Source organism: Stutzerimonas stutzeri (assembly GCF_000590475.1).
Taxonomy (GTDB): domain Bacteria; phylum Pseudomonadota; class Gammaproteobacteria; order Pseudomonadales; family Pseudomonadaceae; genus Stutzerimonas; species Stutzerimonas stutzeri_D.
Genome location: NZ_CP007441.1, coordinates 4428955 through 4455830, shown reverse-complemented (window position 1 = coordinate 4455830; position 26876 = coordinate 4428955). Strand labels below are relative to the sequence as shown.

At 63.6% G+C, this 26876-nt stretch carries 21 protein-coding genes and 1 pseudogene; 13 read left to right on the top strand and 9 right to left on the bottom strand.

What is annotated here, in order from left to right:
* From CH92_RS20200 to CH92_RS20190, 3 genes are read left to right on the top strand one after another with little or no spacing between them, the layout of a single operon-like run.
* On the top strand, window positions 1-1791 hold the full coding sequence (locus tag CH92_RS20200; protein ID WP_025243573.1) for an acyl-CoA dehydrogenase C-terminal domain-containing protein: 1791 nt from the start codon (window positions 1-3) through the stop codon (window positions 1789-1791).
* A gap of 24 nt (window positions 1792-1815) precedes the next feature.
* Window positions 1816-2979, top strand: coding sequence for an iron-containing alcohol dehydrogenase (locus CH92_RS20195; protein WP_025243572.1), 1164 nt, complete (start codon window positions 1816-1818; stop codon window positions 2977-2979).
* 57 nt (window positions 2980-3036) lie between these two features.
* Window positions 3037-3480, top strand: a complete 444-nt coding sequence (locus CH92_RS20190) for an acyl-CoA thioesterase (RefSeq protein ID WP_025243571.1) — start codon at window positions 3037-3039, stop codon at window positions 3478-3480.
* Window positions 3481-3765: 285 nt separating this feature from the next.
* On the opposite strand, the gene CH92_RS20185 is transcribed toward CH92_RS20190, so the two are convergent.
* Both CH92_RS20185 and CH92_RS20180 read right to left on the bottom strand, forming a co-directional pair.
* Window positions 3766-4224, bottom strand: coding sequence for a YMGG-like glycine zipper-containing protein (locus tag CH92_RS20185; RefSeq protein ID WP_025243570.1), 459 nt, complete (start codon window positions 4222-4224; stop codon window positions 3766-3768).
* Between the two features lie 138 nt (window positions 4225-4362).
* Complete coding sequence (locus CH92_RS20180) at window positions 4363-5451, bottom strand: substrate-binding domain-containing protein (protein ID WP_025243569.1); 1089 nt, start codon at window positions 5449-5451, stop codon at window positions 4363-4365.
* Between the two features lie 200 nt (window positions 5452-5651).
* Here CH92_RS20180 and CH92_RS20175 point away from each other — a divergent pair, with 200 nt between their 5' ends.
* The 5 genes from CH92_RS20175 (at window position 5652) to fdhD (ending at window position 11741) form a co-directional block, all read left to right on the top strand.
* Window positions 5652-6146 (top strand): formate dehydrogenase subunit gamma, encoded by a 495-nt coding sequence (locus CH92_RS20175; RefSeq protein WP_025243568.1) that lies wholly within the window; start codon window positions 5652-5654, stop codon window positions 6144-6146.
* Entirely contained in the window at window positions 6143-7705 is a 1563-nt protein-coding gene (locus CH92_RS20170; protein ID WP_025243567.1) for a formate dehydrogenase beta subunit, read from the top strand. Before CH92_RS20175 ends, CH92_RS20170 begins: the two co-directional genes overlap by 4 nt.
* 15 nt (window positions 7706-7720) lie before the next feature.
* Window positions 7721-10564, top strand: coding sequence for a formate dehydrogenase subunit alpha (gene fdhF, locus CH92_RS20165; protein WP_025243566.1), 2844 nt, complete (start codon window positions 7721-7723; stop codon window positions 10562-10564).
* Between the two features lie 75 nt (window positions 10565-10639).
* Window positions 10640-10879: a formate dehydrogenase subunit delta gene (locus CH92_RS20160; RefSeq protein ID WP_025243565.1), complete on the top strand. Its 240-nt coding sequence runs from the start codon at window positions 10640-10642 to the stop codon at window positions 10877-10879.
* A 40-nt stretch (window positions 10880-10919) separates the two neighbouring features.
* Window positions 10920-11741, top strand: a complete 822-nt coding sequence (fdhD, locus tag CH92_RS20155) for a formate dehydrogenase accessory sulfurtransferase FdhD (protein WP_025243564.1) — start codon at window positions 10920-10922, stop codon at window positions 11739-11741.
* Window positions 11742-11916: 175 nt separating this feature from the next.
* Here fdhD and CH92_RS20150 read toward each other — a convergent pair whose 3' ends face one another.
* On the bottom strand, window positions 11917-14010 hold the full coding sequence (locus tag CH92_RS20150) for a hybrid sensor histidine kinase/response regulator (RefSeq protein WP_025243563.1): 2094 nt from the start codon (window positions 14008-14010) through the stop codon (window positions 11917-11919).
* 201 nt (window positions 14011-14211) lie between these two features.
* Window positions 14212-14892, bottom strand: a complete 681-nt coding sequence (gene yrfG / locus CH92_RS20145) for a GMP/IMP nucleotidase (protein ID WP_025243562.1) — start codon at window positions 14890-14892, stop codon at window positions 14212-14214.
* Window positions 14893-15012: 120 nt separating this feature from the next.
* Here yrfG and nudE point away from each other — a divergent pair, with 120 nt between their 5' ends.
* Genes nudE through CH92_RS20130 form a run of 3 tightly spaced genes read left to right on the top strand, consistent with a single transcriptional unit; the run spans window position 15013 to window position 19359 of the window.
* On the top strand, window positions 15013-15579 hold the full coding sequence (gene nudE, locus CH92_RS20140) for an ADP compounds hydrolase NudE (RefSeq protein ID WP_025243561.1): 567 nt from the start codon (window positions 15013-15015) through the stop codon (window positions 15577-15579).
* Window positions 15576-16391 carry a 3'(2'),5'-bisphosphate nucleotidase CysQ gene (gene cysQ, locus CH92_RS20135; protein ID WP_025243560.1) on the top strand — a complete coding sequence of 272 codons (816 nt, stop codon included), beginning with the start codon at window positions 15576-15578 and terminating at the stop codon, window positions 16389-16391. The genes nudE and cysQ overlap by 4 nt, the downstream gene beginning before the upstream one ends.
* Before the next feature lie 58 nt (window positions 16392-16449).
* Complete coding sequence (locus tag CH92_RS20130) at window positions 16450-19359, top strand: ATP-binding protein (RefSeq protein WP_051517573.1); 2910 nt, start codon at window positions 16450-16452, stop codon at window positions 19357-19359.
* 13 nt (window positions 19360-19372) lie between these two features.
* On the opposite strand, the gene CH92_RS20125 is transcribed toward CH92_RS20130, so the two are convergent.
* On the bottom strand, window positions 19373-20365 hold the full coding sequence (locus CH92_RS20125; protein ID WP_025243558.1) for an asparaginase: 993 nt from the start codon (window positions 20363-20365) through the stop codon (window positions 19373-19375).
* 59 nt (window positions 20366-20424) lie between these two features.
* The gene (locus CH92_RS20120; RefSeq protein WP_025243557.1) at window positions 20425-21870 is read right to left on the bottom strand and encodes an alanine/glycine:cation symporter family protein; all 1446 of its coding nucleotides are present in this window, start codon (window positions 21868-21870) and stop codon (window positions 20425-20427) included.
* 151 nt (window positions 21871-22021) lie between these two features.
* Between CH92_RS20120 and CH92_RS20115 the strand changes: the two genes are divergently transcribed.
* Window positions 22022-22843 carry a helix-turn-helix domain-containing protein gene (locus tag CH92_RS20115; RefSeq protein WP_025243556.1) on the top strand — a complete coding sequence of 274 codons (822 nt, stop codon included), beginning with the start codon at window positions 22022-22024 and terminating at the stop codon, window positions 22841-22843.
* Window positions 22844-22896: 53 nt separating this feature from the next.
* Here CH92_RS20115 and CH92_RS20110 read toward each other — a convergent pair whose 3' ends face one another.
* Window positions 22897-23655, bottom strand: coding sequence for a substrate-binding periplasmic protein (locus CH92_RS20110; protein WP_025243555.1), 759 nt, complete (start codon window positions 23653-23655; stop codon window positions 22897-22899).
* A gap of 386 nt (window positions 23656-24041) precedes the next feature.
* A complete protein-coding gene (locus CH92_RS20105; protein WP_025243554.1) occupies window positions 24042-25466 on the bottom strand; it encodes an aspartate ammonia-lyase in 1425 nt (474 codons plus the stop codon).
* A gap of 191 nt (window positions 25467-25657) precedes the next feature.
* Here CH92_RS20105 and CH92_RS20100 point away from each other — a divergent pair, with 191 nt between their 5' ends.
* Complete coding sequence (locus tag CH92_RS20100; RefSeq protein WP_025243553.1) at window positions 25658-26584, top strand: LysR substrate-binding domain-containing protein; 927 nt, start codon at window positions 25658-25660, stop codon at window positions 26582-26584.
* Window positions 26585-26632: 48 nt separating this feature from the next.
* Here CH92_RS20100 and CH92_RS22370 read toward each other — a convergent pair.
* Window positions 26633-26790, bottom strand: a pseudogene (locus tag CH92_RS22370) (zinc-dependent alcohol dehydrogenase); the annotation flags it as partial.
* Between the last annotated feature and the right edge of the window lie 86 nt (window positions 26791-26876).

Below are 26876 nucleotides of genomic sequence, written 5' to 3'. Positions count from 1 at the left end.
ATGGAATACAAGGCGCCCCTGCGTGACATGCGCTTCGTCTTGCACGAGCTGTTCGACGCCAGCGCTCATTGCGAGCTGCTCGGCAACGGCCTGGATCGCGAGCTGATCGATGGCGTGCTGGAAGAAGCCGCGCGCTACACCGGCGGTGAGATCGCGCCGCTCAATCGCAACAGCGATGAAGAAGGCGTGACCTTGGAAAACGGCGAGGTCCGCACGCCGCAGGGCTTCGTCGAAGCCTACAGGCAGTACGTCGATAACGGCTGGGCAAGCATGACTGGGCCGACCGAGTATGGCGGCCAGGGCTTCCCGCAACTGGTGGCCTGCAACTTCCACGAGATGCTGATGGGCGCCTCGCTGTCCTTCCGCATCTATTCCGGCCTGACCGAAGGCGCGGTGCTGGCGCTGTACAAGCACGGCAGCGACGAGTTGAAGAACGCCTATCTGGAGAAGCTGGTCAGCGGCCGCTGGAGCGGCACCATGTGCCTGACCGAGCCGCAGGCCGGCACGGATCTCGCGCTGCTGCGCACCAAGGCCGAACCCCAGGCGGACGGCAGCTACCGGGTCAGCGGCAGCAAGATATTCATCTCCGGCGGCGAGCACGACATGAGCGAGAACATCGTGCATCTGGTGCTGGCGCGCCTGCCGGATGCGCCGGCCGGGGTGAAGGGTATCAGTTTGCTGCTGGTCCCCAAGTTCATCGCCAAGGCCGACGGTACGCCGGGCGAGCGTAACGCACTGAGCTGCGGCGCCATCGAGCACAAGATGGGCATCAAGGGCGCCGCCACCTGCGTGATGAACTTCGATGGTGCCACCGGTTGGATCGTCGGCGAGCCCAATCAGGGCCTGGCGTGCATGTTCACCATGATGAACGACGCACGTTTCCAGGTCGGCCTGCAAGGTCTCGGCATTGCCGAACAGGCGTACCAGGGTTCGCTGGCCTATGCCCGCGAGCGTCTGCAATCGCGCGGACTGGCTGGCGCTCAGCATCCGGACAAGGTTGCTGACCCGATCATCGTGCATCCTGACGTGCGGCGCATGCTGCTGACGCAGAAAACCCTGGTCGAAGGCAGCCGCATGCTGGCGGCGTACTGCGCCCGTCAGCTAGATCTGGAACACGGCCATCCCGAACCAGGCTATCGCAAGGCGGCGAGCAAGCGCGCGGCGTTGCTGATCCCCATCGTCAAAGCCTTCTTCACCGATATGGGCCAGGAGGTCGCCAGCTTGGGCGTGCAGGTCTATGGCGGCCACGGCTATATCCGTGAGTGGGGCATGGAGCAGCTGATGCGCGACAGCCGCATCACGCAGCTTTACGAGGGCACCAATGGCATCCAGGCGCTGGACTATATCCGTCGCAAGCTGCTCGGTGACGGCGGCGCGGAGCTGTCGGCGCTGCAGGCGGAGTTCAGCGAGATTTGCGACCAGCAGATCGATCGCCCGGCGCTGCGTGAAATGGCGGCCAAGGTGCAGGCGCGGATCGGTGAGTGGCGCGAGTTGAGCGCCGAGATCATCGCTGCGACCGGGCGCGATCCGCAGGAAATCGGCGCGGTGTCGGTAGACTTTCTGCAGTACTCGGCCTATGTGTTGTTGGCCGGGCTCTGGCTGCAGGCAGCGGCGCGGGCCCAGGACGCGCTGGAGCAAGGCGCAGGCGAGCAGGCGTTCTACCAGGCCAAACTGGCCAGCGCGGATTTCTACTTGCGCCGCGTACTGCCACGAGCGAGTGCGTATCGCGAGGCGATCCAGGGCGGTGCGAATTGCCTGATGGCGCTGCCGGAAAGCGACTTCGCGTTTTGAGCTAATCAATCACAGGAGGCACCGATGCATCCGTTCAGCTTTGCTACAACCGCTCAATTGATCTGCGAGCCCGGCTCGTCGCGCCGCCTGGCCAGCCTCTGCCAGGAGCGCGGCGCGCGCTCGGTGCTGGTTGTGACCGACCCGGGCATCACCCGTTTCGGCCTGCTCAGCGAAGTACTGCCGGGCTTCGAGACCGAAGGGCTACAGGTCGCGGTCTACGATCAGGTCATCGCCGACCCGCCGGAGCACATCGTCATGGCGGCGGTAGAACAGGCCAAATCGCTCAAAGCCGATCTCATCATTGGCTTCGGTGGTGGAAGCTCGATGGACGTGGCCAAGCTGGTGGCACTGCTGGCGCATCCGGATTGCTCGCAATCGCTGCAAGACATCTACGGAGTCGGTAACGCCAAGGGCAAACGTCTGCCGCTGATTCAAGTGCCGACCACTGCTGGCACCGGGTCCGAGGTCACCCAGATCGCCATCATCACCACTGGCGAGACGACCAAGATGGGTGTGGTCTCGCCGATGCTGCTGCCGGACCTGGCGCTGCTGGATGCCGATCTCACCCTTGGCTTGCCGCCTGCAGTGACCGCCGCCACCGGTATCGACGCCATGGTGCATGCCATCGAGGCCTATACCAGCGCATTGAAGAAGAACCCCATGTCCGACCTGCTGGCTCGCGAGGCGCTGCGCCTGCTGGCCGCCAACCTCGACGAGGCGGTGCACAACGGGCAGAACCGCGAGGCGCGGCAGGCCATGCTGCTAGGCGCCTGTCTGGCCGGCCAGGCGTTCGCCAATGCGCCGGTGGCGGCGGTGCATGCGTTGGCTTATCCGTTGGGCGGCAATTTTCATATTCCGCACGGGTTATCCAATGCGCTCGTACTGCCGCAGGTGCTGCGCTTCAACGTCAGCGCCGCGACGACGCATTACGGCGAGCTGGCGCCGATCATCCTCGGTGACCGGCTGCGCACCGATGACCCTTCGACCTACGCCGAGCAGCTGATCGAGGAGTTCGAGCAGATGAGCGCACGCGTTGGCCTGCCGACCCGTCTGCGCGATGCCGGCGTGCCGGAAGACATGCTGCCGCAGCTGGCCAAGGAGGCGATGCTTCAGCAGCGCCTGCTCGTCAACAATCCGCGCGAAGTCACCGAGGCCGACGCCTTGGCGATTTACCAAGCAGCATACTGAGCCGCGCGCTGCGTCGCGTTAGCGTGGCGCAGCGCTTTGCCTACTCAAGGATTCCCAATGGCCGAACAACCGCAGCATTTGCGTGCCGACTACCGCCACTTCCAGCCGATCACTACGCGCTGGCATGACAATGACATCTACGGCCACGTGAACAACGTCGTCTATTACAGCTATTTTGACAGCGCGGTGAATGCTTACCTGATTGAACGCGGTGGGCTGGACATTCACGAAGGCGAGGTGGTGGGGTTCGTGGTCAGCTCTTCGTGCGACTACTTCGCCTCGATCGCCTTTCCCGATGCGCTTGAAGTCGGTCTACGGGTTGGCAAGCTCGGCAACAGTTCGGTGCAGTACGAATTGGCAATCTTCAAGGCGGGTGATGACCAAGCCTGTGCGGCCGGGCGCTTCGTGCATGTATTCGTGAATCGTGCGAGTAATCGGCCAACTCCGATCCCGAGTGGTTTGCGCCAAGCGCTGGAAGCGCTGGTTGTGGTGGCCGATTAAGCTCGGGCTGTGCCCGATATATTCCGGTGACCGAAGATTTGCAGCCACCTTGGCGCGCCTTAAGCCAACGAGTTGTAGATCTGTGTAGCTGGGCGCTGGCGTAGTTGCGCCAGTCATCGTCTGGCGCCGATCTCAGTGGTTACGCCAGACGCTGGAAGTGAGTCTTGGTTGGCGAATAAATCAGGGTCCGCAAGCGCTCCTGAATTTCCGCAAAGCCAAGCTCGTCGGACAGCCCCGCTGTGCGTGATTGCCAGATGAATAGCATTGGCGCCGCGGAGCGGCTGTTCAGTCGTGATGCTGCTTGTGTTTGTGCTTGTAGTGACCCTTGGCTTTGCCGGGATGGTAACGGCGATCGTCACGGTAGCGGCGCTCGCTGCGATCGTCATCATCGTCGCCGTAAGCATTGCCAATTGCGCCACCGGCGCCGCCACCCACGGCCGCGCCAATCAAACCACCGGTACTGCCGCCGACGCGCTGGCCGATCACGTTACCTCCTGCCGCGCCGAGCCCGCCACCGATGGCAGCCTCGGTGCGGCTGCGCTTGTCAGCACCAACCATACCGCCAGCGGCGCCGCCGACACCGGCACCGATGGTGGCGCCTGTCGAACCGCCGAGATGCTCACCGACCACCGTGCCGAGTGCACCGCCCAGAGCGCCGCCAACGGCGGCTTCGGTGTTACTTGCCATGGCGAAACCACCGCTGGTCAGGCCGAGAAGGAGGAGGAGCAACTGCGCAGACTTCATGAACACCTCGAGGACAGAGTCGCCTTGCGGCGAGAATGGCGCGATAGACCGTCGTTGCCCATGTGGGTTCCCGCTTCGCTTGTTCGCTCGCCAACGTTGGGATGCGATTCACAATTCTGCCAGTCGGATGATAAGGGTTCAGATCAGGCTTTCTCGGCTCCATTGCTCCAGCGCCTGGGTCAACAGCAGCACCTCGCCCGGGCGGCTCAAGGCGTAGCCCGGCAGGCGGCTGATGCGCGCCTGAAAGTCGGGGTTCTGCAATACCCGTAGCAGCGCGGTCATGGCGGGCAGGTCGAGGCTATCCTCGCGGCACAGTAGGCAGTAGTGCTCGCGCGCGACGGGGATGAAGTCGAGGCCGAACTGGCGCGCCGCCGCTTCAACACCGAAGCCGACATCGGCCATGCCGCTGGCGACATAGGCGGCCACTGCCGCGTGGGTGAACTCCTCGTTGTGCAGGTTGTGGATCGCGGAGCTGTCCAGGCCGTCGCGGCGCAGCAGGTCCTCAAGCAGCAGGCGCGTGCCAGACCCCGGCTCGCGGTTGACGAAACGCATGTCGCCACGCATCAGGTCCGCCAGTCCCTCGATGCCGAGCGGATTGCCGGGGGCGAGTATCAACCCCTGGGTGCGCACGACAAAGGTAATCACCCGCTGGTCGGAGCGTAGCCAGGGCTGGATGCGGTTCATGCTCAGCGCCCCGAGCGGCCCGGCCGGCACGTGCAGGCCGGCCACCTCGCAATCGTGGCGGTGGAGGGCGATCATCGCCTCGCTGCCGCCGCGAAATTGCACGTCCCATTGCCAACTGGGGTCGCGTTCCAGCCACTCGCGCAGCGCCGCCACGGCGAAGCCGTGGCTGGCATGGATGCGCAGGCCGGGATTGCTGGCCTGCAGCACCCGGTTCAATTCCAGCTCCAGCTCGCCAGCGAGGTTGTCCAGCTGGGGCGAGAGTCGCGCGCGGATACGCTGGTCGGCCCATAGCAACTTTTCCCCCAGCGGCGCCAGGCGCGCACCCTTGCCGCGCTCCAGCTCGATCAGCGGGCTGCCGAAGAAAGCCTGCCATTTGCCCAGCAGGTTCCAGGCATGGCGGTAGGAGTAGCCGACCCGAGCGGCGGCCTCGGTCAGCTTGCCGGTGTCGTGTACGGCCTGCAGCAGCTCCAGTCCCTGGGGGTCGAGGCTGCTGCCGTCGTGCTGATGAAAACGCCAGCGCGGCTGGATATCGATACGGATCATATGATCATGACTTCATATTTGTTTGGCTGTATGCCCATGCTAGTGTGCCGTTCATGGGCGCTTTGCGGCCAAGTATAAGAACTTCAATTCATATGTGGCGAGCCCTTTAGGGGCCGCCTGGGATACGCGCCCATCAGCCGTGATGTGTGGCGCTTGTCTCCCGACAGCACCGGTTATAGCCGCCGGCTGGAGCCTAGAACATGGCCACTCTTCCCCAGCGCTTCGCCCCCGAGCATTGCCAGGCCGTCGCCCGCGAGGTATTGGTCGCGCACCGCGGCCAGCCAGGCGCGCTGCTGCCCGTCCTTCATGACATCCAGGACCGCCTCGGCGCGATACCACCGGATTTGTTGCCGTTGATCGCAGAGGACCTCAGCCTGTCACGCGCCGAGGTGCACGGGGTGGTCAGCTTCTACCACGACTTCCGCGCGACGCCGCCGGGTCGCCAGGTGCTCAAGCTGTGCCAGGCCGAGGCATGCCGGTCGATGGGAGTCAAGGCATTGACCGTCGAGCTCGAGGAGAAACTCGGCCTGCAGCTTGGCGAAACCCGCGAAGATGGCAGCCTGAGCTTTGAAGCGGTGTATTGCCTGGGTAACTGCGCCTGTGCACCGAACGCCATGCTCGATGGTGAGGTGCATGGCCGCGTCGATGCCGAGGGCCTGCTGGAATTGCTGGCTGAACGGGAGGTGCGCGTATGAGCGAGGCCATTACCGTCTATGTGCCACGTGACGTCACCGCGCTCAGTCTGGGTGCCGACAAGGTGGTCCAGGCCATCACTGCCGAGGCTGCGGCCCGTGGCATCGAACTGAAACTGGTACGAAATGGCTCGCGCGGGCTGTTCTGGCTCGAGCCTCTGGTCGAGGTCGCCACCGCTGCTGGCCGTGTCGCCTACGGCCCGGTCAAGCCAAGGGATGTCGCCGGTCTGTTCGACAACGGTTTTCTTGAAGGCAAGGCCCACCCGCTGGGCCATGGGCCGACCGATGAGATCGAATACCTCAAGCGCCAGGAGCGGCTGACCTTCGCTCGCGTGGGCATCACTGATCCGCTGTCTCTGGATGACTACATTGCCCACGACGGCTACCGCGGCCTTAAACGTGCATTGGGCATGACGCCCGAGGCGATCGTCGCCGAAGTCACCGAGTCCGGCCTGCGCGGTCGCGGCGGTGCCGCATTCCCCACCGGCATCAAATGGCGCACCGTGCTTGGCTGCGAAGCGGCGCAGAAGTACATCGTCTGCAACGCTGATGAAGGCGACTCGGGCACTTTTTCCGACCGCATGGTGATGGAAGACGACCCCTATGTGCTGATCGAGGGCATGACCATCGCTGGTCTGGCCGTCGGCGCGACCATGGGCTACCTCTATCTACGTTCCGAATATCCGCACGCCGAGGCCGTGCTCAAGACGGCGATCGCCAGCGCCTGTGCTGCCGGCTACCTGGGTGACGACGTGCTTGGCAGCGGAAAGGCCTTCCACCTGGAGCTGCGCCGCGGCGCCGGCGCCTATATCTGCGGCGAAGAAACCGCGCTGCTGGAAAGCGTCGAAGGCAAGCGCGGCACCGTGCGGCCGAAACCGCCGCTACCTGCCATCGAAGGGCTGTTCGGCATGCCGACGGTGATCAACAACGTGATCTCCCTGGCCTCGGTGCCGATCATCCTCGACAAGGGCGGCGCCTATTACAAGGATTACGGCATGGGCCGCTCGCTCGGCACGCTGCCAATCCAGCTGACCGGCAATATCGCCCGCGGCGGCCTGATCGAGAAAGCCTTCGGCATCACGCTGCGCGAGTTGCTTTACGAATACGGCGGCGGTTCGGCCAGCGGTCGGCCGATCCGCGCGGTGCAGGTCGGCGGCCCGTTGGGCGCTTATCTGCCGGAATCGCAGTTCGATACGCCGCTGGATTACGAGGCCTTCGCCGCGCTCGGTGCGGTGCTTGGCCACGGCGGTATCGTGGTGTTCGACGACACGGTCGACATGGCCGACATGGCCCGTTATGCCATGGAGTTCTGCGCGGTGGAATCCTGCGGCAAATGCACGCCGTGCCGAATCGGCTCGACCCGCGGCGAGGAGCTGCTCGACCAGATCATCGTCGCCCGTTCCGAAGGTCCGCAGACGGGACGCATCGAGCTGCTCAAAAGCCTGTGCGACACCATGCTCGGCGCTTCGCTCTGCGCCCTCGGCGGGATGACTCCTTACCCGGTAATGAGTGCACTCAATCATTTTCCAGAGGATTTCGGCGACACCGCCGAAGCCCGCTGATCCGGAGGCATAGACATGGCCCTGTATCGTGAACTCGACTATGGCACTCCCGCCCGCACCGGCGCCCCGGTAACGGTGGAAATCGACGGCACAGCGATCAGCGTGCCCGCGGGCACCTCGGTGATGCGCGCCGCTCAGGAAGCCGGCATTTCTGTGCCCAAGCTGTGCGCCAGCGATAGCCTGGAGCCGTTCGGCTCGTGCCGTCTGTGCACGGTGGAGATCGAAGGCCGGCGAGGCTTCCCGGCCTCCTGCACCACTCCGGTCGAACCGGGCATGAAGGTGCGCACGCAAAGTCCGAAACTGGCGGAACTTCGCCGCGGCACCATGGAACTTTACATCTCCGACCACCCGCTGGACTGCCTGACCTGCTCGGCTAACGGCAATTGCGAGCTGCAGGACATGGCCGGCGTGGTCGGCTTGCGCGAGGTGCGCTACGACCCGGTCAAGACGCATCTGGCCGAGGCCAAGGATGAATCCAACCCCTATTTCACCTATGACCCGGCCAAGTGCATCGTCTGTAACCGCTGCGTGCGCGCTTGCGAGGAGGTGCAGGGCACCTTTGCCCTGACCATCGATGGCCGTGGCTTCGATTCGCGGGTAGCCGCCAGCCAGGCTGAGAACTTCCTCGATTCCGAATGCGTGTCCTGCGGTGCCTGCGTGAATGCCTGCCCGACCGCCACCCTGACCGAGAAGTCGCTGATCGAGATGGGCCAGGCCGAACGCAGCGTGACCACCACCTGCGCGTATTGCGGTGTCGGCTGCTCGTTCAAGGCTGAGGTCAAGGGCAACGAAGTGGTGCGTATGGTGCCGAACAAGAATGGCCATGCCAACCACGGGCATGCCTGCGTCAAGGGCCGTTTCGCCTGGGGTTACGCCACGCACCCGGACCGCATCAAGACGCCGATGATCCGCGACAGTATCAACGAGCCCTGGCGGCCGGTGGACTGGGACGAAGCGATTGGCCATGCCGCCAAGCGTTTCAAGGAAATCCAGGCGCAGTACGGCCGCGATTCGGTCGGCGGGCTGACCTCCTCGCGTTGCACCAACGAGGAAACCTATCTGGTACAGAAGCTGGTGCGAGCGGCCTTTGGCAATAACAACGTCGACACCTGCGCCAGGGTTTGTCATTCACCAACTGGCTACGGCCTGAAAGTCACGCTTGGCGAATCCGCCGGCACCCAGGACTTCGATTCGGTGCTGTCGGCCGACGTGGTGCTGGTGATCGGCGCCAACCCCACCGACGGCCACCCGGTGTTCGGCTCGCAGCTCAAGCGCCGTCTGCGCGAAGGTGCGCGGCTGATCGTTGCCGACCCGCGCGGTATCGACCTGGTGCGCAGCCCGCACATCAAAGCCGAGCACCATCTGCAACTACGCCCCGGCAGCAACGTCGCTCTGCTCAACAGTCTGGCCCACGTGATCGTCACGGATGGACTGGTCAACGAGGCCTTCGTCGCCGAGCGCTGCGAAGCCGAGGCTTTCGAGCAATGGCGCGCCTTTGTAGGCGAGCAGCGCAACAGCCCCGAGGCGATGCAGGAGCTGACCGGCGTGCCGGCTACAGAAGTGCGCGCCGCCGCCCGCCTGTACGCCACCGGCGGAAACGCGGCGATTTATTATGGTCTGGGCGTCACCGAGCACAGCCAGGGGTCTTCGACCGTGATGGCCATCGCCAACCTGGCCATGGCCACCGGCAATATCGGTCGACCAGGTGTCGGGGTGAACCCGCTGCGTGGGCAGAACAATGTGCAAGGCTCCTGCGACATGGGTTCCTTCCCCCATGAACTGCCAGGCTACCGTCATGTTTCCGATCCGGTAGCACGGCCACTGTTCGAGCAAGCCTGGGGCGTCACGCTGCTCGACGAACCAGGGCTGCGGATTCCAAACATGCTGGCGGCGGCGCATGCCGGTACCTTCAAGGGGCTCTATATCCAGGGCGAGGACCCGGCGCAGTCCGACCCCGACACCCAGCACGTCACCGATGCGCTCAAGGCCATGGAGTGCGTGGTGGTGCAGGACCTGTTCCTCAACGAAACCGCCAAGTACGCTCATGTGTTCCTGCCGGGCGCGTCCTTCCTGGAGAAGAACGGCACTTTCACCAACGCCGAACGGCGCATCTCGCCGGTGCGCAAGGTGATGCCGGCGCTGGCTGGCAAAGAGGATTGGGAGGTGACGGTGGCGCTGTCCAACGCCCTCGGCTATCCGATGAACTACACCCATCCGTCGCAGATCATGGATGAGATTGCCCGTTTGACGCCGACCTTTACCGGGGTCAGCTACGCCAAACTCGATCGCATGGGCAGCATTCAGTGGCCATGCAACGACGAGGCGCCGGAGGGCACGCCGATCATGCATGAGAACGCCTTCGTGCGCGGCAAAGGTCGCTTCGTGATCACCGAGTTCATCGCCACTGATGAGCGTACTTCGCGCAAGCGTCCGCTGGTGCTCACCACCGGACGGATCCTCTCGCAGTACAACGTCGGTGCGCAGACCCGACGTACCGCTAACAAGGCCTGGCACGCCGAGGACATCCTCGAGCTGCATCCAGTGGACGCCGAGGACCGCGGCATCAAAGACGGCGACTGGGTCGGCATCAACAGCCGGGCAGGCGAGACGGTGATGCGCGCCAAGGTCACCCAGCGCATGCAGCCGGGTGTGGTGTACACCACCTTCCATCACCCGGAATCCGGTGCCAACGTCATCACCACGGACAACTCGGACTGGGCCACCAACTGTCCGGAGTACAAGGTTACGGCGGTACAGGTGAACAAGGTCGAGGTGCCGTCGCAGTGGCAGCAGGAATTCCAGGCCTTCACCCGCGAGCAGGTCGAGTTCCTGCCGCGGATACAGGTTACCCAGCTGTGAAACCCGGCGGCGGGCCAGTGCGGCCCGCCGGTGGCTCCTGTTTTCTCTTCAGCGCATCGAGGTATGCAGATGGGCATGAATGCCACGCAACTGATCAAGATGGCCAACCAGATCGGGGCTTTCTTCGCCTCACAGCCCGACCCCGTCCAGGCGCGCACTGACTTCGCTCAGCATCTGAAGCGTCAGTGGGACCCACAAATGCGCACGGCGCTCTACGCTCACCTGGACGCCAATGCGGGCGAAGGGTTGAGTGCGTTCGCCGTGCAATCACTGCGCGGGCTGCGTGAGCAGATAGAACCGCAAGTGCGTGCCTGAGTCGAATATCCTTACAGCTCGACTGCAAGGAATCACCGATATGCCTCGTCCTGCGCCCCTCAGTACCGCCGCGCCTGGCGCCAGCTCGGCGCCGGATGTTTACAGCTATGCCGAACTGGACGAAGGGGCAGCCTCAGGCGGTGCGGTGCTGGCCGAGGAATGCGCGCTGGCGATCGCCTATAACGGCATCAGCCATGCGGTGATGATGGTCTCCCCCAGTGCGCTGGAGGACTTCGTGGTCGGCTTCAGCCTGAGCGGTGAAGTAGTTGGCGGTATCGACGAGATACACGACATTCAGCTCAATCGCCGTGGTGACGCGTTCAGCGCCGAAGTGCAGATCGGCAACCGGGCGTTCTGGGCACTCAAGCAGCAGCGCCGCAATCTGGCAGGTACCAGCGGCTGCGGTCTTTGCGGCGTAGAGGCGATCGAGCAGGCGTTGCCGCAATTGACCGCGCTGGCGTCCAGCCCGTTGCCGCCAGCGGCGCACCTGCATGACTTGCGCGCGAGGATTAACGATGCGCAGCGTCTGGCGCGGCAAAGCGGTGCGCTGCATGCCGCGCTGTTCGTTGACGAGCAGGGCGAAGTCGTCCTGTGCCGCGAGGACATTGGCCGCCACAACGCATTGGACAAGCTGATCGGCGCGCTGCGTCGTGAAGGCCGTGACGGCCGACAAGGCTTCGCCGTGGTTACCAGCCGCTGCAGCCTGGAGCTGATTCACAAGGCCGTGCGTGCGGGTTTATCGACCCTGGTCAGCCTCTCCGCACCGACCGATCTCTGTGTGCGCTGGGCGCGCCAGCATCGGCTCAATCTGATCCACCTGCCACACCACAGCGCGCCACGGGTCTACAGTCCCCTGCAATAATGCCCCTGACCCCGGATGTCCGACCGGCATATAACGAGCAGCCGGGAAGCATCGAGACACCCGGCGCTGTTCAGGGTCGGCAGGCCCGGTGATGAACGGGCCGTGCGCCGATCTCGTCGCGAACGGCTCCGGACGATATTTCGATGCGTGTCGCGTGAAGGACGTATCCGCTGCGTTAGAGATCGGGCGTCAGCATGTCGCGCACGCGCGTCGCCAGATGGTCGATTGAGAATGGCTTGCTGATCATATCCATGCCGGTGTCGAGAAAGCCGCTGCTGGCGGCCTGCTCGGCGTAGCCGGTCATGAACAGCACGCGTAACCCGGGGCGGTGCTGACGGGCGATGTCGGCCAGTTGACGACCGTTCATACCCGGCAGGCCGACGTCCGAGATCAGTAGGTCGATGCGCTCGCTGCTCTGCAGAATCGTCGCTGCGGCGTTGCCTTCGGCCGCCTCCAATGCGCGATAGCCGAGCATGCCCAACACGTCCAACACCAGCAGACGCACGGCTGGATCATCCTCCACCACCAGCACGGTTTCACCCTGTAGTGCCTGTGGCGCCTGTCCCGAGGGCTCCGTGAGCGCTGCCAGCGATGCCACCCCGTTGTACGCGGGTAGATAGAGCGTGACTTCGGTACCGTTACCGGGTTCGCTGCGGATCTGCACGTGACCGCCGGCCTGGCGGGCGAAGCCGTAAATCATCGACAGCCCTAGGCCGGTGCCCTGGCCGATGGGTTTGGTGGTGAAAAATGGCTCGAAGGCGGCGGCCAACACCTTGCGCGTCATGCCGAAACCAGTGTCGATCACGCTGAGACTGACGTAGCGTCCGGGGGCCAGCTCGCCCACCTCGGACGGGTGCCGCAACTGCACGTTGGCGGTGGCGATGTAGAGGCTGCCACCGTCGGGCATGGCGTCGCGGGCGTTGATCACCAGATTGAGCAAGGCGCTTTCCAGCTGGTTCTCGTCACTGTTGGCCGGCCACAGATCCGGCGCCAACATGGCGTCGATCAGGATATGACTGCCGAGGGTGCGCGCCATCAGGTCGCGCATCGATTCAACCAGGGCATTCAGATCGACCCGCTTGAGGTTCAGCGGCTGGCGCCGGGCAAAGGCGAGCAGCCGATGGGTCAGTGCGGCGGCGCGATTGGCCGAATTCACCGCGGCATCGATGAAGCGCTGGGTTTCGCCGTGGCGGCCCGACTGGTTGTACCGTTGGATCAGGTCCAGCCCACCGATGATACCGGTGAGCATGTTGTTGAAGTCGTGGGCGATGCCGCCGGTGAGCTGGCCGACCGCTTCCATCTTCTGAGCCTGGCGCAGGGCTTCCTGTGCCTGTTCGCGGCTGGCCATCTCCGTGACCAGCCGCTCATAGACTTCGGCCAGGGCCTCGGTGCGTTCCTGCACGCGGCTTTCCAGCGTCTCATTGAGTTCGCGCAACGCCTGCTCGGCCTGCCAGCGCTCGGTGACATCCTGCGCCAAGACGAAGAAACCCTCCACCTGGCCGTTGGCGTCGCGTCGCGGCAGGTAGTGCATCCAGGTACGGCGAAGCTGGCCGTCCTGATGGGGCATATGCGCTTCGAATATGGCCTCTTCGCCGGCCAGGGCGGCCTCGATCTGCGCGCGGCGCTCGTTGTAGGCTTGCTCGCCGACTACGTCCGACAGGTGCTTGCCGTAAAGCGATTCGGGCGTTTGGCCGAACCACGTTTCATAGTGGCGGTTGTTGTAGCGATAGCACGCCTCGCGGTCGACATAGCCAATGAGAACCGGCAAGGCGTCAGTGATCATGCGGATCTCCGCTTCGCTGCGGCGTAGCGCTTCGCCCTCGCTGTGCCGCAGGCACAACAGTTGCCCGCTGATTGCCTGGCCGTCGCGGATTGGGCTGAGCGCCAGGTCGAGCCAGGCGACGGAGCCATCGGCTCTGGCAAGACGGTGATTGCGCAGCAGGCATGGTCGGCTGCGCTCGCTGGTTTCCAGCGCCTCGATCAGATCAGGCCAGACGGCGCGCCAGGTGGTCGCGATAGGCACACCCAGTGCGGCAGGGTGGCGCTGACCGATCAACGCGGCATGAGCGTCGTTGTACAGCTGTATACCGGTTTTGCCCCATAGCACGCACATGGGTAACGGCGCCTCGAGCAGCGTGTCGAGCAGGACGCGCAGCGAGGTGGGCCAGCTGTCGAGCGGGCCCAGTAACGTGGAACTCCAGTCATGGTCGCGGATGCGTTCGCTCATTTCACTGGTAGCGGCCGGCCAAGGGCCTGGGTTTACTGCCATAGGTTGTCCATCGATGCGCGGCGGGCCAGTTGGCCAGTCGTCGCGTTTACGCGGCATCGTTTGCCTGGTGCGGCGCAGCCGGGGGCTGAGCCTCGTTGTCTTGTCTGTTTGGACGCATCGCCATGCTAATCATTTCTGTCGAACGGCTACTGGCTTAGAAGCGACCTCAGCCCTCTGGAATCGAGTCAGCGCGGCGTCCGTTCAAGCCGGATAGCCCTGCAGGCTGCGAATCAGCTCCAGGTAGTCGTCAACGGCGGTGAATTCTTCAGTGTTTTTTTGCCCGCGACGGCTATCCGGCTCGCTGATCGCCAACAGGTGAGCCACACCAAAATCGCGAGCACTGCGTAATACCGGCAAGCTGTCGTCGATGAACAACGCCGTCGCTGGATGGAAGTCCAGATCCGCTTTCAGGGCATCCCAGAACTGTGCCTGCTCCTTGGGAAAGCCGTAGTCATGCGAGCTGATCAGCCGATCGAACCAGGGCGCCAGCTCGATACGCTCAAGCTTCAGGGACAACGAATCACGATGGGCATTGGTGATCAAGACCACCCGCTTGTCTGCGTCACGCAGGGCGGCGAGAAACTCGTCGGCGGCTGGGCGTAGGGCAATCAGGTGGGCGATCTCGCGTTTCATCTCGCGGATCGGCAGGTTCAGCTCCTGGGTCCAGAAGTCCAGGCAGTACCAGGTGAGTTTGCCCTCGTGCTCATTGAACAGCGGGGCCAGTTCCAGTTCGGCCATGGCGCGGCTGATGCCGTGCAGCTCGGCGTAGCGCTGGGGCAGGCATTCGAGCCAGAAGTGGTTATCGAAATGCAGGTCCAGCAAGGTGCCGTCCATGTCCAGCAGGACGGTATCGATATCGGACCAGGGCATTGAAGCGATCATGACGGGCTCTTTTTCGGCGATTGGTGCAATGGTGCGGCAGTGGTCGGTTCGATGCAAAGCGTTCGCGGCGATGGCAAAAAGGCGGGTTATGATTGCGGTTCGCGTTTCAAGGATATCCCCATGCGCCAGAAACCTACTGTGCTTGCCCGTGAGATCGTTGCCACCAGCCGTCTGTTCCGTGTCGAGGAGCTGCAGCTGCGGTTTTCCAATGGTGTCGAGCGCACCTACGAGCGGCTGGTCGGCCAGGGCACCGGCTATGGTGCGGTGATGATCGTTGCGCTGGATGCCGACGGGCGGGCATTACTGGTCGAGGAATACTGCGGTGGCACCGACACCTATGAGCTGTCGCTGCCCAAAGGGCTGATCGAGCCGGGCGAAGACGTGCTCGATGCCGCCAACCGAGAGTTGAAGGAAGAGGCCGGTTTCGGTGCGCGCCGCCTGGAGTTGATCGCCGAGCTGTCCCTCTCGCCCGGTTACATGAGCCAGAAGATCCAGGTAGTACTGGCCCGCGATCTCTATCCCGAACAGCTGCCGGGCGACGAACCCGAGCCGATGCGCGTCGACCGGATCGATCTGCGCGAGTTGTCGAGCCTGATCCAGAATCCGCAGTTCAGTGAAGGTCGCGCCCTGGCGGCGCTGTATCTGTCGCGAGACCTGCTGACCGAGCGAGGGGAGTTTGCTCAATGAGCCATCCGTATCTGGCCAGGGTCATCGACCTTGTGCGCGACGCCGGGCAGGCGATCCTGCCGCACTGGCGCAACGACGTGCGGGTGCACGAGAAGGCAGACGCCTCGCCGGTGACGGCGGCCGATCTGGCGGCCCATCATCTGTTGGCCGACGGTCTGCGTGCGCTGGATCCGAGCATCCCGGTGCTGTCCGAGGAAGATTGCAACCTGAGCCTGGCCGAACGCGCTGGCTGGACCCGCTGGTGGCTGGTCGATCCGCTGGACGGAACCAAAGAATTCATCGCCGGCAGCGAGGAGTTCACCGTCAACGTGGCGCTGATCGAGCAGGGGCGGGTGTTGTTCGGCGTGGTGGGCATTCCAGCCAATGGCCGATGCTATTACGGCGGTGCCGAATTCGGTGCCTGGCGTGCCGAAGCCGATGGCGCGGCGCAGCCGTTGCAGGTGCGTCACGAACCGGCCGAAGGGTTCACCGTGGTCGCCAGCCGTCGCCATTCGAGTCCGGCGCAGGAACATTTGCTGGACGGGCTGCGCCAACGCTTCGGCGAGCTGGTGCTGGCCAGCGTCGGCAGCTCATTGAAGTTCTGCCTGCTGGCCGAGGGCGCCGCCGACTGCTATCCACGCCTGGCGCCCACTTCGCAGTGGGACACCGCCGCTGCCCAGGGGGTACTCGAGGGCGCAGGGGGGGAGGTACTGGATATTGGCGGCGCTACGTTGACGTACGAGGCGCGTGAAAGCTATCTCAACCCTTCCTTCCTGGCGTTGCCGCGCGGTGTGGCGTGGCGTGCGGGGCTGATCGAGCTGGCGAACCGCTGAGTCGCTCCGCTATCGGTCATTACACTGAAGGCGGTCCGGTTGCGACCATCGCAGAAGCATGGTCAAACGGGCGCCTGAGTCGGATCGCTGGAGCAGCGTAGTGTCGTTGAAAACCCCTGTCGGGATACGTCAATGGATTTGGCGCGCTTTCGTTCAGAGCGCGCTGATTCCGCTAGTGCTAGTCGAAGTGGTGTTGATCGCGGTGTACCTGCTGACCAACACCGCCATTCGCGATGCGCAGATCGAGCATCTGCGCGAGACGGCGCTTGCCGAGCTGCAGACGGCAGTCGACCGTGAGGCGCGGATCATCAGCCAGCAGCTGGAACAGGTGGCGAATGCCACCGCCTTGTTCCGCAATTTCGCCCTCCATGCGCTGGAAGATGGCAGCCCGGTGGCGCCCGCACCGCTGAAGCTTGCCGAGAATGGCGTTCGTTATAGTCCGCTCGATGAGGGCGGCGCGGCCAGCTTCTACTCCGCCGCCACTGCGCCCGAGCAGCAGGATCTGGAAAAGGTGGCGCGCTTGCACCGACTCGATCCGCTGATGAAAGAGCTGCATGCAGGCAACCCGCTGATCGCCAGCCTCTATTTCAACAGCTGGGACAGCTATAACCATATCTATCCCTGGTTCAACACCGCGCAGCAGTATCCGCCGGACATGGACATCCCCCGCTACAACTTCTATTACCTGGCCAACTCCTGGCAAAACCCGGCGCGGCGGGTGGTCTGGACCGACGTCTATCTGGATCCGGCCGGGCATGGATGGATGATGTCGGCCATCGCACCGGTGTATCGAGGCGATTTCCTGGAAGGGGTCAGCGGCATCGACATCACCGTCAGCGGCATCCTGCAACAGATCGCGAGGTTGCGCGTGCCTTGGAATGGCTACGCCATGCTAGTCAGCCGCGACCTCAACATCATGGCCTTGCCCGAAGCGGGCGAGCGCCAGTTCGGCCTCGCGGAGCTGACCGAGCACTCCTATGACGAAGCGATTCGGCGAGAGATCTTCAAGCCTGAGGAATTCCGTCTCGGGCGTCATCCGGGCACCGAAGAGCTGGCCAGGACCATCGTCGCGCAGGCCGACGGTGTGCAGCGCTTGAGCCTTGATGACGGCCAACAACTGGTGGCCTGGGCTACGGTGGGGCCGACCGGCTGGCACCTGCTGGCGGTGGTGGACGAGGCCGCGGTGTTCAGCCAGACCACGACCCTGGCCAGCCACTATCGGCAAATCGGCTACCTGCTGATTGCCGGCCTGTTGCTGTTCTATCTACTGTTCTTCGCTTATATGTGGTTGCGTGCGCGGCGGCTCAGCCAGGCGCTGCTCGCACCCATTGCCAGCGTCTCGCAGATGATGGGACAGATCGGCCTGGGGCAGTGGCGGCCGGAGCCGGCCGCCTCCGACATTCGTGAACTCGACGACCTGGCGCAACACACCCAGGCCATCGGTGGCCAGCTGGAGCTCAGCGAGGCGCAGCGGACGCAGGCGCAGAGACGTGTCGAACTGGTGCTCGAGAGTTCCACCGAAAGCCTCTGGGAAATCGACATGCGCAGCGCCATGCTGCAACTGCGGGGGCGCCTCCCGGACCGCTTCGGCTTACCTGCGTCGAAACTTGGCAATGAACAGTTTTTGCAGCGCATCCATCCGCGCGATCTGCCACGCGTGCATGCAGAGGTGGCGCGCATGCGGACGGGAGATGCCACACGCTATGAGTGCGAGTTCCGCTTTGCCGACGCGCTCGGCGAATATCACTGGCTGCTGAGTCGCGGCCGCGTGCTCGAGCGCGACCCGCAGACCGGCGAGGCCACGCTCTTGGCCGGCACCCATGTCGATATCGATGCGATCAAGCGAGTCGAAGAGGATCTGCGTCACGCCACTCAACTGGCCCAGGCGGCCAACGAGGCCAAGACCCACCTGATGTCGAGCATCAGTCATGAGCTGCGAACGCCGTTGAATGCCATCCTCGGCTTCGCCCAGCTGATGCGCATGGACTGTTCGCCTGAAACCGATCCAGAGGCGGCCGACTACCTCGATGAAATCCTGCTGGCCAGCCGTCACCTGAATCAGCTCCTCGCTGACATTCTCGACTGGTCGAGCCTGCAGGCCGAGCGGCCACGGCTGGAGCTCAAGCGGGTCGAGGTCGGCGCACTGATGCGTGAATGCGCCGAGTTGGTCGCGCTCGATGTGCAGCGCCATGGCCTGCAGTTGGCGCTCGAACTGCCGACGGCACCCATCGAGGTGCTGGCCGAGCCGAGACGGCTGCGTCAGGTACTGCTCAACCTGCTGTCCAACGCGATCAAGTACAACAACCCATCCGGTCAGATACGCCTGGGCATCGAAACGGTCGCCGGGCAGGTGAGGCTGTTGGTCGAGGACACAGGACTGGGCATTGACGAGGCATTGCAGGCACAGCTGTTCGAGCCGTTCCAGCGTCTGGGTCGTGAAAATTCGAATATCCAGGGCGCTGGCATCGGCCTGTCCCTGAGCCTCGAATACGCCAAGTTGATGAGCGGCAGTATTGGCGTGAAGAGCAAGTTGGGCGCCGGTAGCCTGTTTTGGATTGCACTGCCGGTTCTCGTGCCGGAGCCTGTCCTGCCGGCCCACGAGCGGCCGAGAATCGTCTACGTGGAAGACGATCCGGCCAGCCAGCTGTTGGTGCGCAAGGCGTTGGCCGACATCGGCGAGATCAGCGTGATCGATAACGGCCGGACGGCACTCAAGCATGTGCTCGCCGATCCGCCGGAATTGTTGCTATTGGAACTCAATTTGCCCGAGCTTAAGGGCGCCGAATTGCTGGCGCTGCTGCGCCAGACGCCGGCTACACGGGGTTTGCCGGTCATCGTGCTGAGCGCCTCCGACGAGCCAGGTAATGTGATCGACTGTCAGGCTCGCCTGGCCAAGCCGCTGGACCTCGACGAGCTACGCCGGCAGGTCCGCGCCTGTTTGCAGGCGCTGGACCTCAGCCCGGACTGAATCGTCGACGTCGCTAGTCGGCACGCTCGCCGCAAAGATCCAGGGCGAACCAGTGTTCGGTTTCGGTCTGCGACAAACCCGCGCCGAGCAGGGCGAACAGCTTGCCCAGCGCCGCTTCGCGGGTCATGCCTCCGCCGGAGATCAGCCCGCTGGCCGCCAGCTTGCTGCCGGCAGCGTAGATGCTGAACTCGACGTGACCCTGCGGGCACTGGCTGATTGCCGCCAGGACCACGCCGCGCTCATGCGCGTCCTTCAATGCCGCCAGCAGCTCGGCATCGTCCGCCGGGCCCGTCCCGCTGCCGTAGCATTCGAGCACCACCCCCCGCACGGCACAGGCCAGCAGGGCGCGCAGCTGTGACGCCTCGATACCCGGATAGAACGGCAATATCGCAAGGCTGACGGGCTGGCGCGGTTGACGATAGTCGAGCGTGGTCGGGATGCCCTGTGCACGTTCACCCTGACGCAGACGAGGCGCGACACCGAAGGCGTCCAGCGTCGCAGTACCGCGTTTGCTGGCCCGAACGCCAGACATCAGCTTGCCGCTGAAATACAGGAATACGCCAGGCTCGACGCCGGTCTGCAGCGTCTGCATGGCGCCAAACAGGTTGCTCCAGGCATCGCTGCCAGGCGCACCGGCTGGCAGCATGGCGCCGGTCAACAGCACTGGCACCTCTAGCCCGAGCAGCAGGAAGCTCAGGGCGGCGGCGCTGTAAGCCAGGGTATCGGTGCCATGCAGCACCAGCACGCCATCGCAGCCGTCCTGCTCGACACCGGCCCGAATGGCCTCGACCATGGACAGCCAGTTGCTCTGGTTCATGTTGGCGCTATCGATTGCCGGCAGCAGCTCGCGGAATTGCCAATTGGGTAGCGTCAGCTGGGGTTGCTGATCCTGCTGCTCGCGTAGCCTGCTGGCGAAGCCGGACGCAGGCATCAGACCCTCAGCGCTCTGTTGCATGCCGATGGTGCCGCCGGTGTACAGCACCAGGACATTTCTGGAAGCCGGCATAGGGATCTCCTATATGAAAACAGGGGCCAGCGGCCCCTGTTCAAACGATGCGGAGCAACTCAGTGCTGAGGTGCCTGGCTGGCTGCGGTCGCATTCTTGAGCGGCGTATCACTGCCAATCCCGGCTGGCCAGACATTTGGGTCCAGGTCCAGATCGGCGAAGTTCTTCCGATCAAACACCGGCGACTCCACGCCCGCATCACGCTGGCTGTCGTAGTCGCGCATCAGGCGCAGACCAACCTTGAACAGCAGGGCCAGGGCGATCAGGTTGCAGATCGCCAGCAGACCCATGGTGACGTCGGCAAAGCCGAACACCGTGCCCAGATCCTGGATCGAGCCCCACATCACCAAGCCGATCACCATGACCCGGTACACCTGCACCGGCCAGCGTTTCTCGGTGAAGAAGCCCAGCGCATTCTCGCCGAGGTAGTAGTTGTAGATCAGGGTGGTGAACACGAACAGCAGCAGCGCCACGCTGATGAACACCCGGCCCCATTCGCCAACGACCGCAGCGACGGCCGATTGCGTCAGGACCACACCGGCCATCTCGCTGCCCGGCTCGAACACGCCGGAGAGGATGATGATCAGCGCCGTGCAGCTGCACAGCACGATGGTGTCGATGAACACACTCAGCGACTGCACGATGCCCTGCGCCACCGGGTGCTTGACCTCGGCGACTGCCGCCACGTTCGGCGCGCTACCCAGGCCGGCTTCGTTAGAGAACAGACCGCGCTTGACGCCCATGATGATCGCCGCGCCGATGCCGCCGGCAAACGCCGGTTCAAGGCCGAAGGCGCTGCGGAAGATGGTGCCGAAGGCTTCCGGAATGTCGCCCGCGTTGCTGCCGATCACGAAGATCGCCATCGCAATGTAGGAGAACGCCATGATCGGCACCAGCACGTCGGCGAACTTGGCGATGCGCTTGATGCCGCCGAAGATGATCAGGCCGATCACCACCATCAACACGATGCCGCTGACGAAGGTCGGCACGCCGAAGGTGTCGTTCATCGAGCTGGCCACGGTATAGGACTGCACGGCGTTGAAGCCGAAGCCAAAGGTCACCAGCAACAGCAACGAGACCACGATGCCCAGCCAGCGCTGACCGAGACCGTGCTCTATGTAGAACGCCGGGCCGCCGCGATAGCTACCGTCGGGTTCGCGGCGCTTGTACAGCTGCGCCAGGGAGCATTCGAAATAGCTGGTGGCCATGCCGACCAGGGCCACGATCCACATCCAGAAGATCGCGCCAGGGCCGCCGAGCATGATGGCGACCGAGACACCGGCGATGTTGCCGGCACCGACGCGGCCGGCGACGCTGAGCATCAACGCCTGGAAAGAACTGAGCTGGCCCGGCTGGCGTTTGAAGGCTTCGCCGAAGATCTGAAACATGCTGCCGAAGTAGCGAAACTGGACGAAGCGCGAGGCGATGGTGAAGAACAGGCCGAGGCCTATCAGCATCACGATGAGCAGCTTGCTCCAGATGAGATCGTTGAGAAGATCGAGCATGGCGGAAGGGTCTCTCTTGTTGTTTTGACGAGTGTAAGATCGCAGCCGTGAAATGGTTGGCCAGACGCCCCGGTCATGCAATTACGCGGATCGCGGCGAACTGACGCGAGTTGATGCTAGAATCGCGCCGGTCGCATCACTGGGCTCGATCATGCAAGACCACCTCGGCGCCAATCTCAAGCTGCTCTGCAGCCATTACCGCTCGATTGCCGAGGTCTGTCGCAAGCTTTCGATCAACCGGGCGCAATTCAACAAGTACCTGAATGGCCAAAGCCGTCCGACTGCGCACAACCTCAAGCGCATCTGCGATTTCTTCGGGGTCGAGGGCTACGAACTGAGCTTGCCCGGTGAGCAGTTCGCACAGTTGATCGGTCTGCGGCGAAACGATCAGGAGCGCATTGCCGCCAGTGACCCACTGCTGGAACTGTTCCAGCCGATGCGCGACAACGCTAACAGCCTGTCCCGTTACTGCGGCTATTACTTCGAATACGCCAATTGCATGTCGGTGCCGGGGCAGATCCTGTTATCGCTGGTGCATTTGCGCGAGGACCGCGGCAGCTTTGTCTTCGAACGCCAGGAACGCCAGGAACAGTCGCGCCCCGATAATCCCAAACAGGAAGACGGAGTCGTGCGCTGCCGCTACCTGGGCGCCGCCTTCTATCTGCAGGATCGATTGTTTCTCATCGACTACGAGTCGCTGACAGACAATGAAATGAGCCAGACCATCCTGATTCCCAGCTTCAAGAGCCGTATCAGCCGCCTAAACGGCCTGAAGACCGGCGTCTCCAGCGGAGATCGACGCACGCCCGCCTGTACCCGCGTGGTCTGGGAATACCTCGGTACCGAGATTAACCGGGTCAATGCCTACCGGCAGGTGATGCTCTACGGACTGGACGATCCGCGGATCGATCCAGAAATCCGCGAGCGGTTGGCGTCGGCGCAAATGCGCGACGGTTTGTTCGAAATCGAATAGCCGTCCGGCGTTCGCCGGGTCGGCAGGAACCTTCAGGCCGAGCCGATGCGGCTTCAGCAGAGCTCAGGATGCTTGACGCAGCTGCCATAGCCTTCAGTCTTCATCTGTTCCAAGGCGTTTTGCAGGCGAGTGATCACTTCATCCGGCGTGTCCTTGTTGAGTGCCAGGTACAACGGCGCCGAGTTGAATACCAGCACCGTGTTCAGGCCGCTCACGCCTTCCTGCTTGGCGTAGTAGCGCCATACCGGGTCGGACGTCGCCCAGAGGTCGATCTTGCCGGTAAGTAACTTCTGCAGATTTTCCTGATCGCGCAGCGCGTTCACCGGTTCAAGACCTTGAGCCTCGACGCGCTGGCTCACGGCGCTGCTCTTGTAGGCACCGATCCTGTATCCCTTGGCCTGGGCGAGGCTGGTCAGCTTGAGGTTCGAACCGGGCGCCGAGAGCAGGACGCTTTCGTACTGCGCGATGGGGCCGACCCACTTGAACAGTGATCGGCGCTCATCGGTCATCGACGTCGAGAACAGGCCGTGATTGGGCAGATCCAGGGTCGATTGGTAAATGCGATCCCAGGGGAAGCGCAGCGTCATCGAATAGGCGATGCCGGCGCGCTTGAACATCTCGCGCACGGTGTCGGCGCTGATGCCACGGATATGCTCTTCCTTGGCGAAGTTCTTGCCGCCCTCGGCCATGTTGAAGGGCGGGAAGTTCTCGGTCTGCAGGACCACTTCGTAGCCCTTCGGGAGGTCCGCCTGGGCGACCGGCGCGGCAATGAGAGAGCTGAACAACAGGGTAAGCGTGAGTAGTTTGCGCATGAGGCCTCCAGAAAATCGGCGGAGTCTACGCAAGGCCCAAAAAACGCGGCTTGTGCCGTATCACGCTTTGATCAGTGGGGCTGACGCCGCCTCGCCCGGATCGCGGCTCTGTCTGCTGGTTGGCCGGACCGCCGACTCAAGGCGGCCCCACGTGGTTCATTCCTTGTGGCTGCTGTTGTACCTGCCCTGATCCAGCTCGTCCTCGCTGCGCCTGACGCAGGAGAATCCGTTGCGACAGGGCCAGGCGACCGAACAGGCGAAAGGGCGTACGAAGCGTGAAGCTCCGAGCCATTGGGATACGTGTTTGTTGTTTTTATTGGGAAGAGCCATCTGCTGTGGCTCGACATGAATGGCGCCCGGTAGAACTGGCGCTTTTGCAGTTACCGTCAGGCTTTCAGTGGCACCAGTCGCGGCGCGATCATGTTTTCCGGGCGCAGGATGTCGTCGAGGGTGGCGTCGTCCAGCAGCTGTTCTTCGCGCACCAGTTCCAGCACGCCGCGACCGCTGAGCAGCGCCTGGCCGGCGATGCGCGTGGCGTTCTCGTAGCCGATATAGGGATTCAGCGCGGTGATCAGGCCGATGGAGTTTTCCATCAGCTGCCGGCAGCGGTCCTCGTTGGCGGTGATGCCGACGATGCAGTGCTCACGCAACATGTCCATGGCGCGCTGCAGCAAGCGGATCGAGTCGAACAGCTTGAAGGCGATCAGCGGCTCCATGACGTTGAGCTGCAACTGCCCGGCTTCGGCAGCCATGGTTAGCGCCAGGTCATTGCCGATCACTTCGAACGCGACCTGGTTGACCGCCTCGGGGATCACCGGATTGACCTTGCCCGGCATGATCGAGCTGCCCGGCTGGCGCGGCGGCAGGTTGATCTCATTGATGCCGGTGCGCGGGCCGCTGGAGAGCAACCGCAGGTCGTTGCAGATCTTCGACAGCTTGACCGCCAGACGCTTGAGCATGCTGGAAAAGGTGACGAAGGCGCCCATGTCCGAGGTGGCTTCGATGAGGTCGGCGGCCGGTTTCAGCGGATGCCCACTGATGGTCGCCAGGCGCTGGACGGCCAGGGCCTGATAGTTCGGGTCGGCGTTGATGCCAGTGCCGATGGCGGTGCCGCCGAGGTTCACTTCGACCAGCAGCTGCGGCGCGATCAGGCGCAAATGCTCGAGGTCTTCACCAAGCGTAGTGGCGAAGGCCCGGAATTCCTGGCCGAGGGTCATGGGCACGGCGTCCTGCAGCTGGGTACGGCCCATCTTGAGGACGTGGGCGAATTCCTCGCCTTTGCCGGCGAAAGCCCCGACCAGGCTGTCGAGGCTGGCCAGCAGGGTGTCGTGACCCAGCAGCAAGCCCAGGCGGATGGCGGTCGGATAAGCGTCATTGGTCGACTGCGCCATGTTCACGTCGTTGTTCGGATGCAGCTGGCGATACTCGCCCTTGGCGTGGCCCATGTATTCCAGCGCCAGGTTGGCGATCACCTCGTTGGCGTTCATGTTGGTCGAGGTGCCGGCGCCGCCCTGGATCATGTCGACGACGAATTGCTCGTGATGCTCGCCGCGGATCAGGTGCGCGCAAGCTTGGGTAATGGCTATGTGTTTGGCATCGCTGAGATGGCCCAGCTCGCGGTTAGCGTCCGCCGCTGCCTGCTTGACCATGGCCAGCGCCACTACCAATTTTGGGAAGTGCGACAGCGGCACACCGGACAGGTGGAAGTTGCGCACGGCGCGCAGGGTCTGGATGCCGTAATAGGCGTCGGCGGGTACTTCGAGGGAGCCAAGCAGGTCTTTTTCGAGGCGGAAGGATGCAGCGGAGGACATGAGGTTCTCATCCGAGAGCAAAGCGGCATTTGCCGTGAAGGCCGCTAACATAAGCGCTGAGGACCTTTTTCGGCCAATGCCGTTAAACGCTGGCCTATGCACAATCGGCATAATGACGATGTGACGTCGTTTGGCTGGCGAGCGTTATTGCGCTTCATCCCGATCCCATTCCCAGCCTGCCAGGAGCCGGCATGAACATCGAAACCAAGTGGCTGGAAGACCTGGTCGCTCTGGCGGCGACCCGCAGTTTCTCCCAAGCCGCCGAGCGACGCTTCGTCACTCAACCAGCGTTCAGCCGGCGCATTCGCAGCCTGGAGAACACCCTGGGCCTGACTCTGGTGAACCGCGCCCGGACGCCGGTGGAGCTCACCGAGGCGGGGCAACTGTTTTTGGTCACGGCGCGCAACATGGTCGAGCAGCTGGGCGAGGTGGTGCAATACCTGCACAACCTCGAGGGGCAGCGCGGCGAAGTGTTGCAAATCGCCGCTGCGCATTCGCTGGCGCTCGGTTTCTTTCCGGGTTGGTTGGCCCGGCTGCGTCTCGATGGTGTGCCGGTCAACAGCCGGCTGGTGGCAACCAACGTCGGCGAGGCGGTGCATTCCCTGCGCGAAGGTGCCTGCGACCTGATCCTCGCTTATTACGATCCGGATGCTGCGCTGCAGATGGATCCCGAGCTATTTCCGTCGCTGGCACTGGGGCGCACTGAAATCGTGCCGGTGTGCGCCGTCGACGAGGTGGGCAGACCGCTGTTCGATCCCGACAGCGGCCAGACCGTACCGCTGCTGGCCTACAGCGCCGGCGCCTCGCTGGGGCGATCGGTGAACCTCTTGCTGCGCCAGCGCGGCCTGCGCTCATCGACCGTGTACGAGACGGCGATGGCCGACAGTCTTAAAAGCATGGCGATGCAGCGGCTGGGCCTGGCCTGGGTGCCACGGCTCAGCGTGACTGCCGAGCTGGAGCGTGGCGAACTGGTGATCTGCGGCGGCGAGCACTGGCGGGTGCCGCTGGAAATTCGCCTGTATCGCTGTGCGCTGGTACGCAAGGCACCCGTACGACTGCTCTGGCGCAAGCTGGAAAGCGGCGCGGGTCAGGCTGGAGACATGGCGTTCGAAGATTGAGTGTGGCCCGGGCGCGAGCTCAGCGCGTATGGGCCTTCCCTGACATGCTCAGGACAATGCGCCGTCGATGGTGCCCGCACGCATCTGGTCGAAGATCGTGATGTCGTCCAGCTTGCCGGTTGGATGGTCGCCTTGACCAGGCTTTCGGTGGCTAAATCCAGCGCTTCCTGCAGGTCGGCAACGGGGCCGACGATCGAACCGGTGATCCAGCGATGCCGATGGCCTTGAGCACAGCATCGACGATCCCTAGGTGATCGGCGGCATTGCCGGACGCACGGTCGCAGGTGCCGGC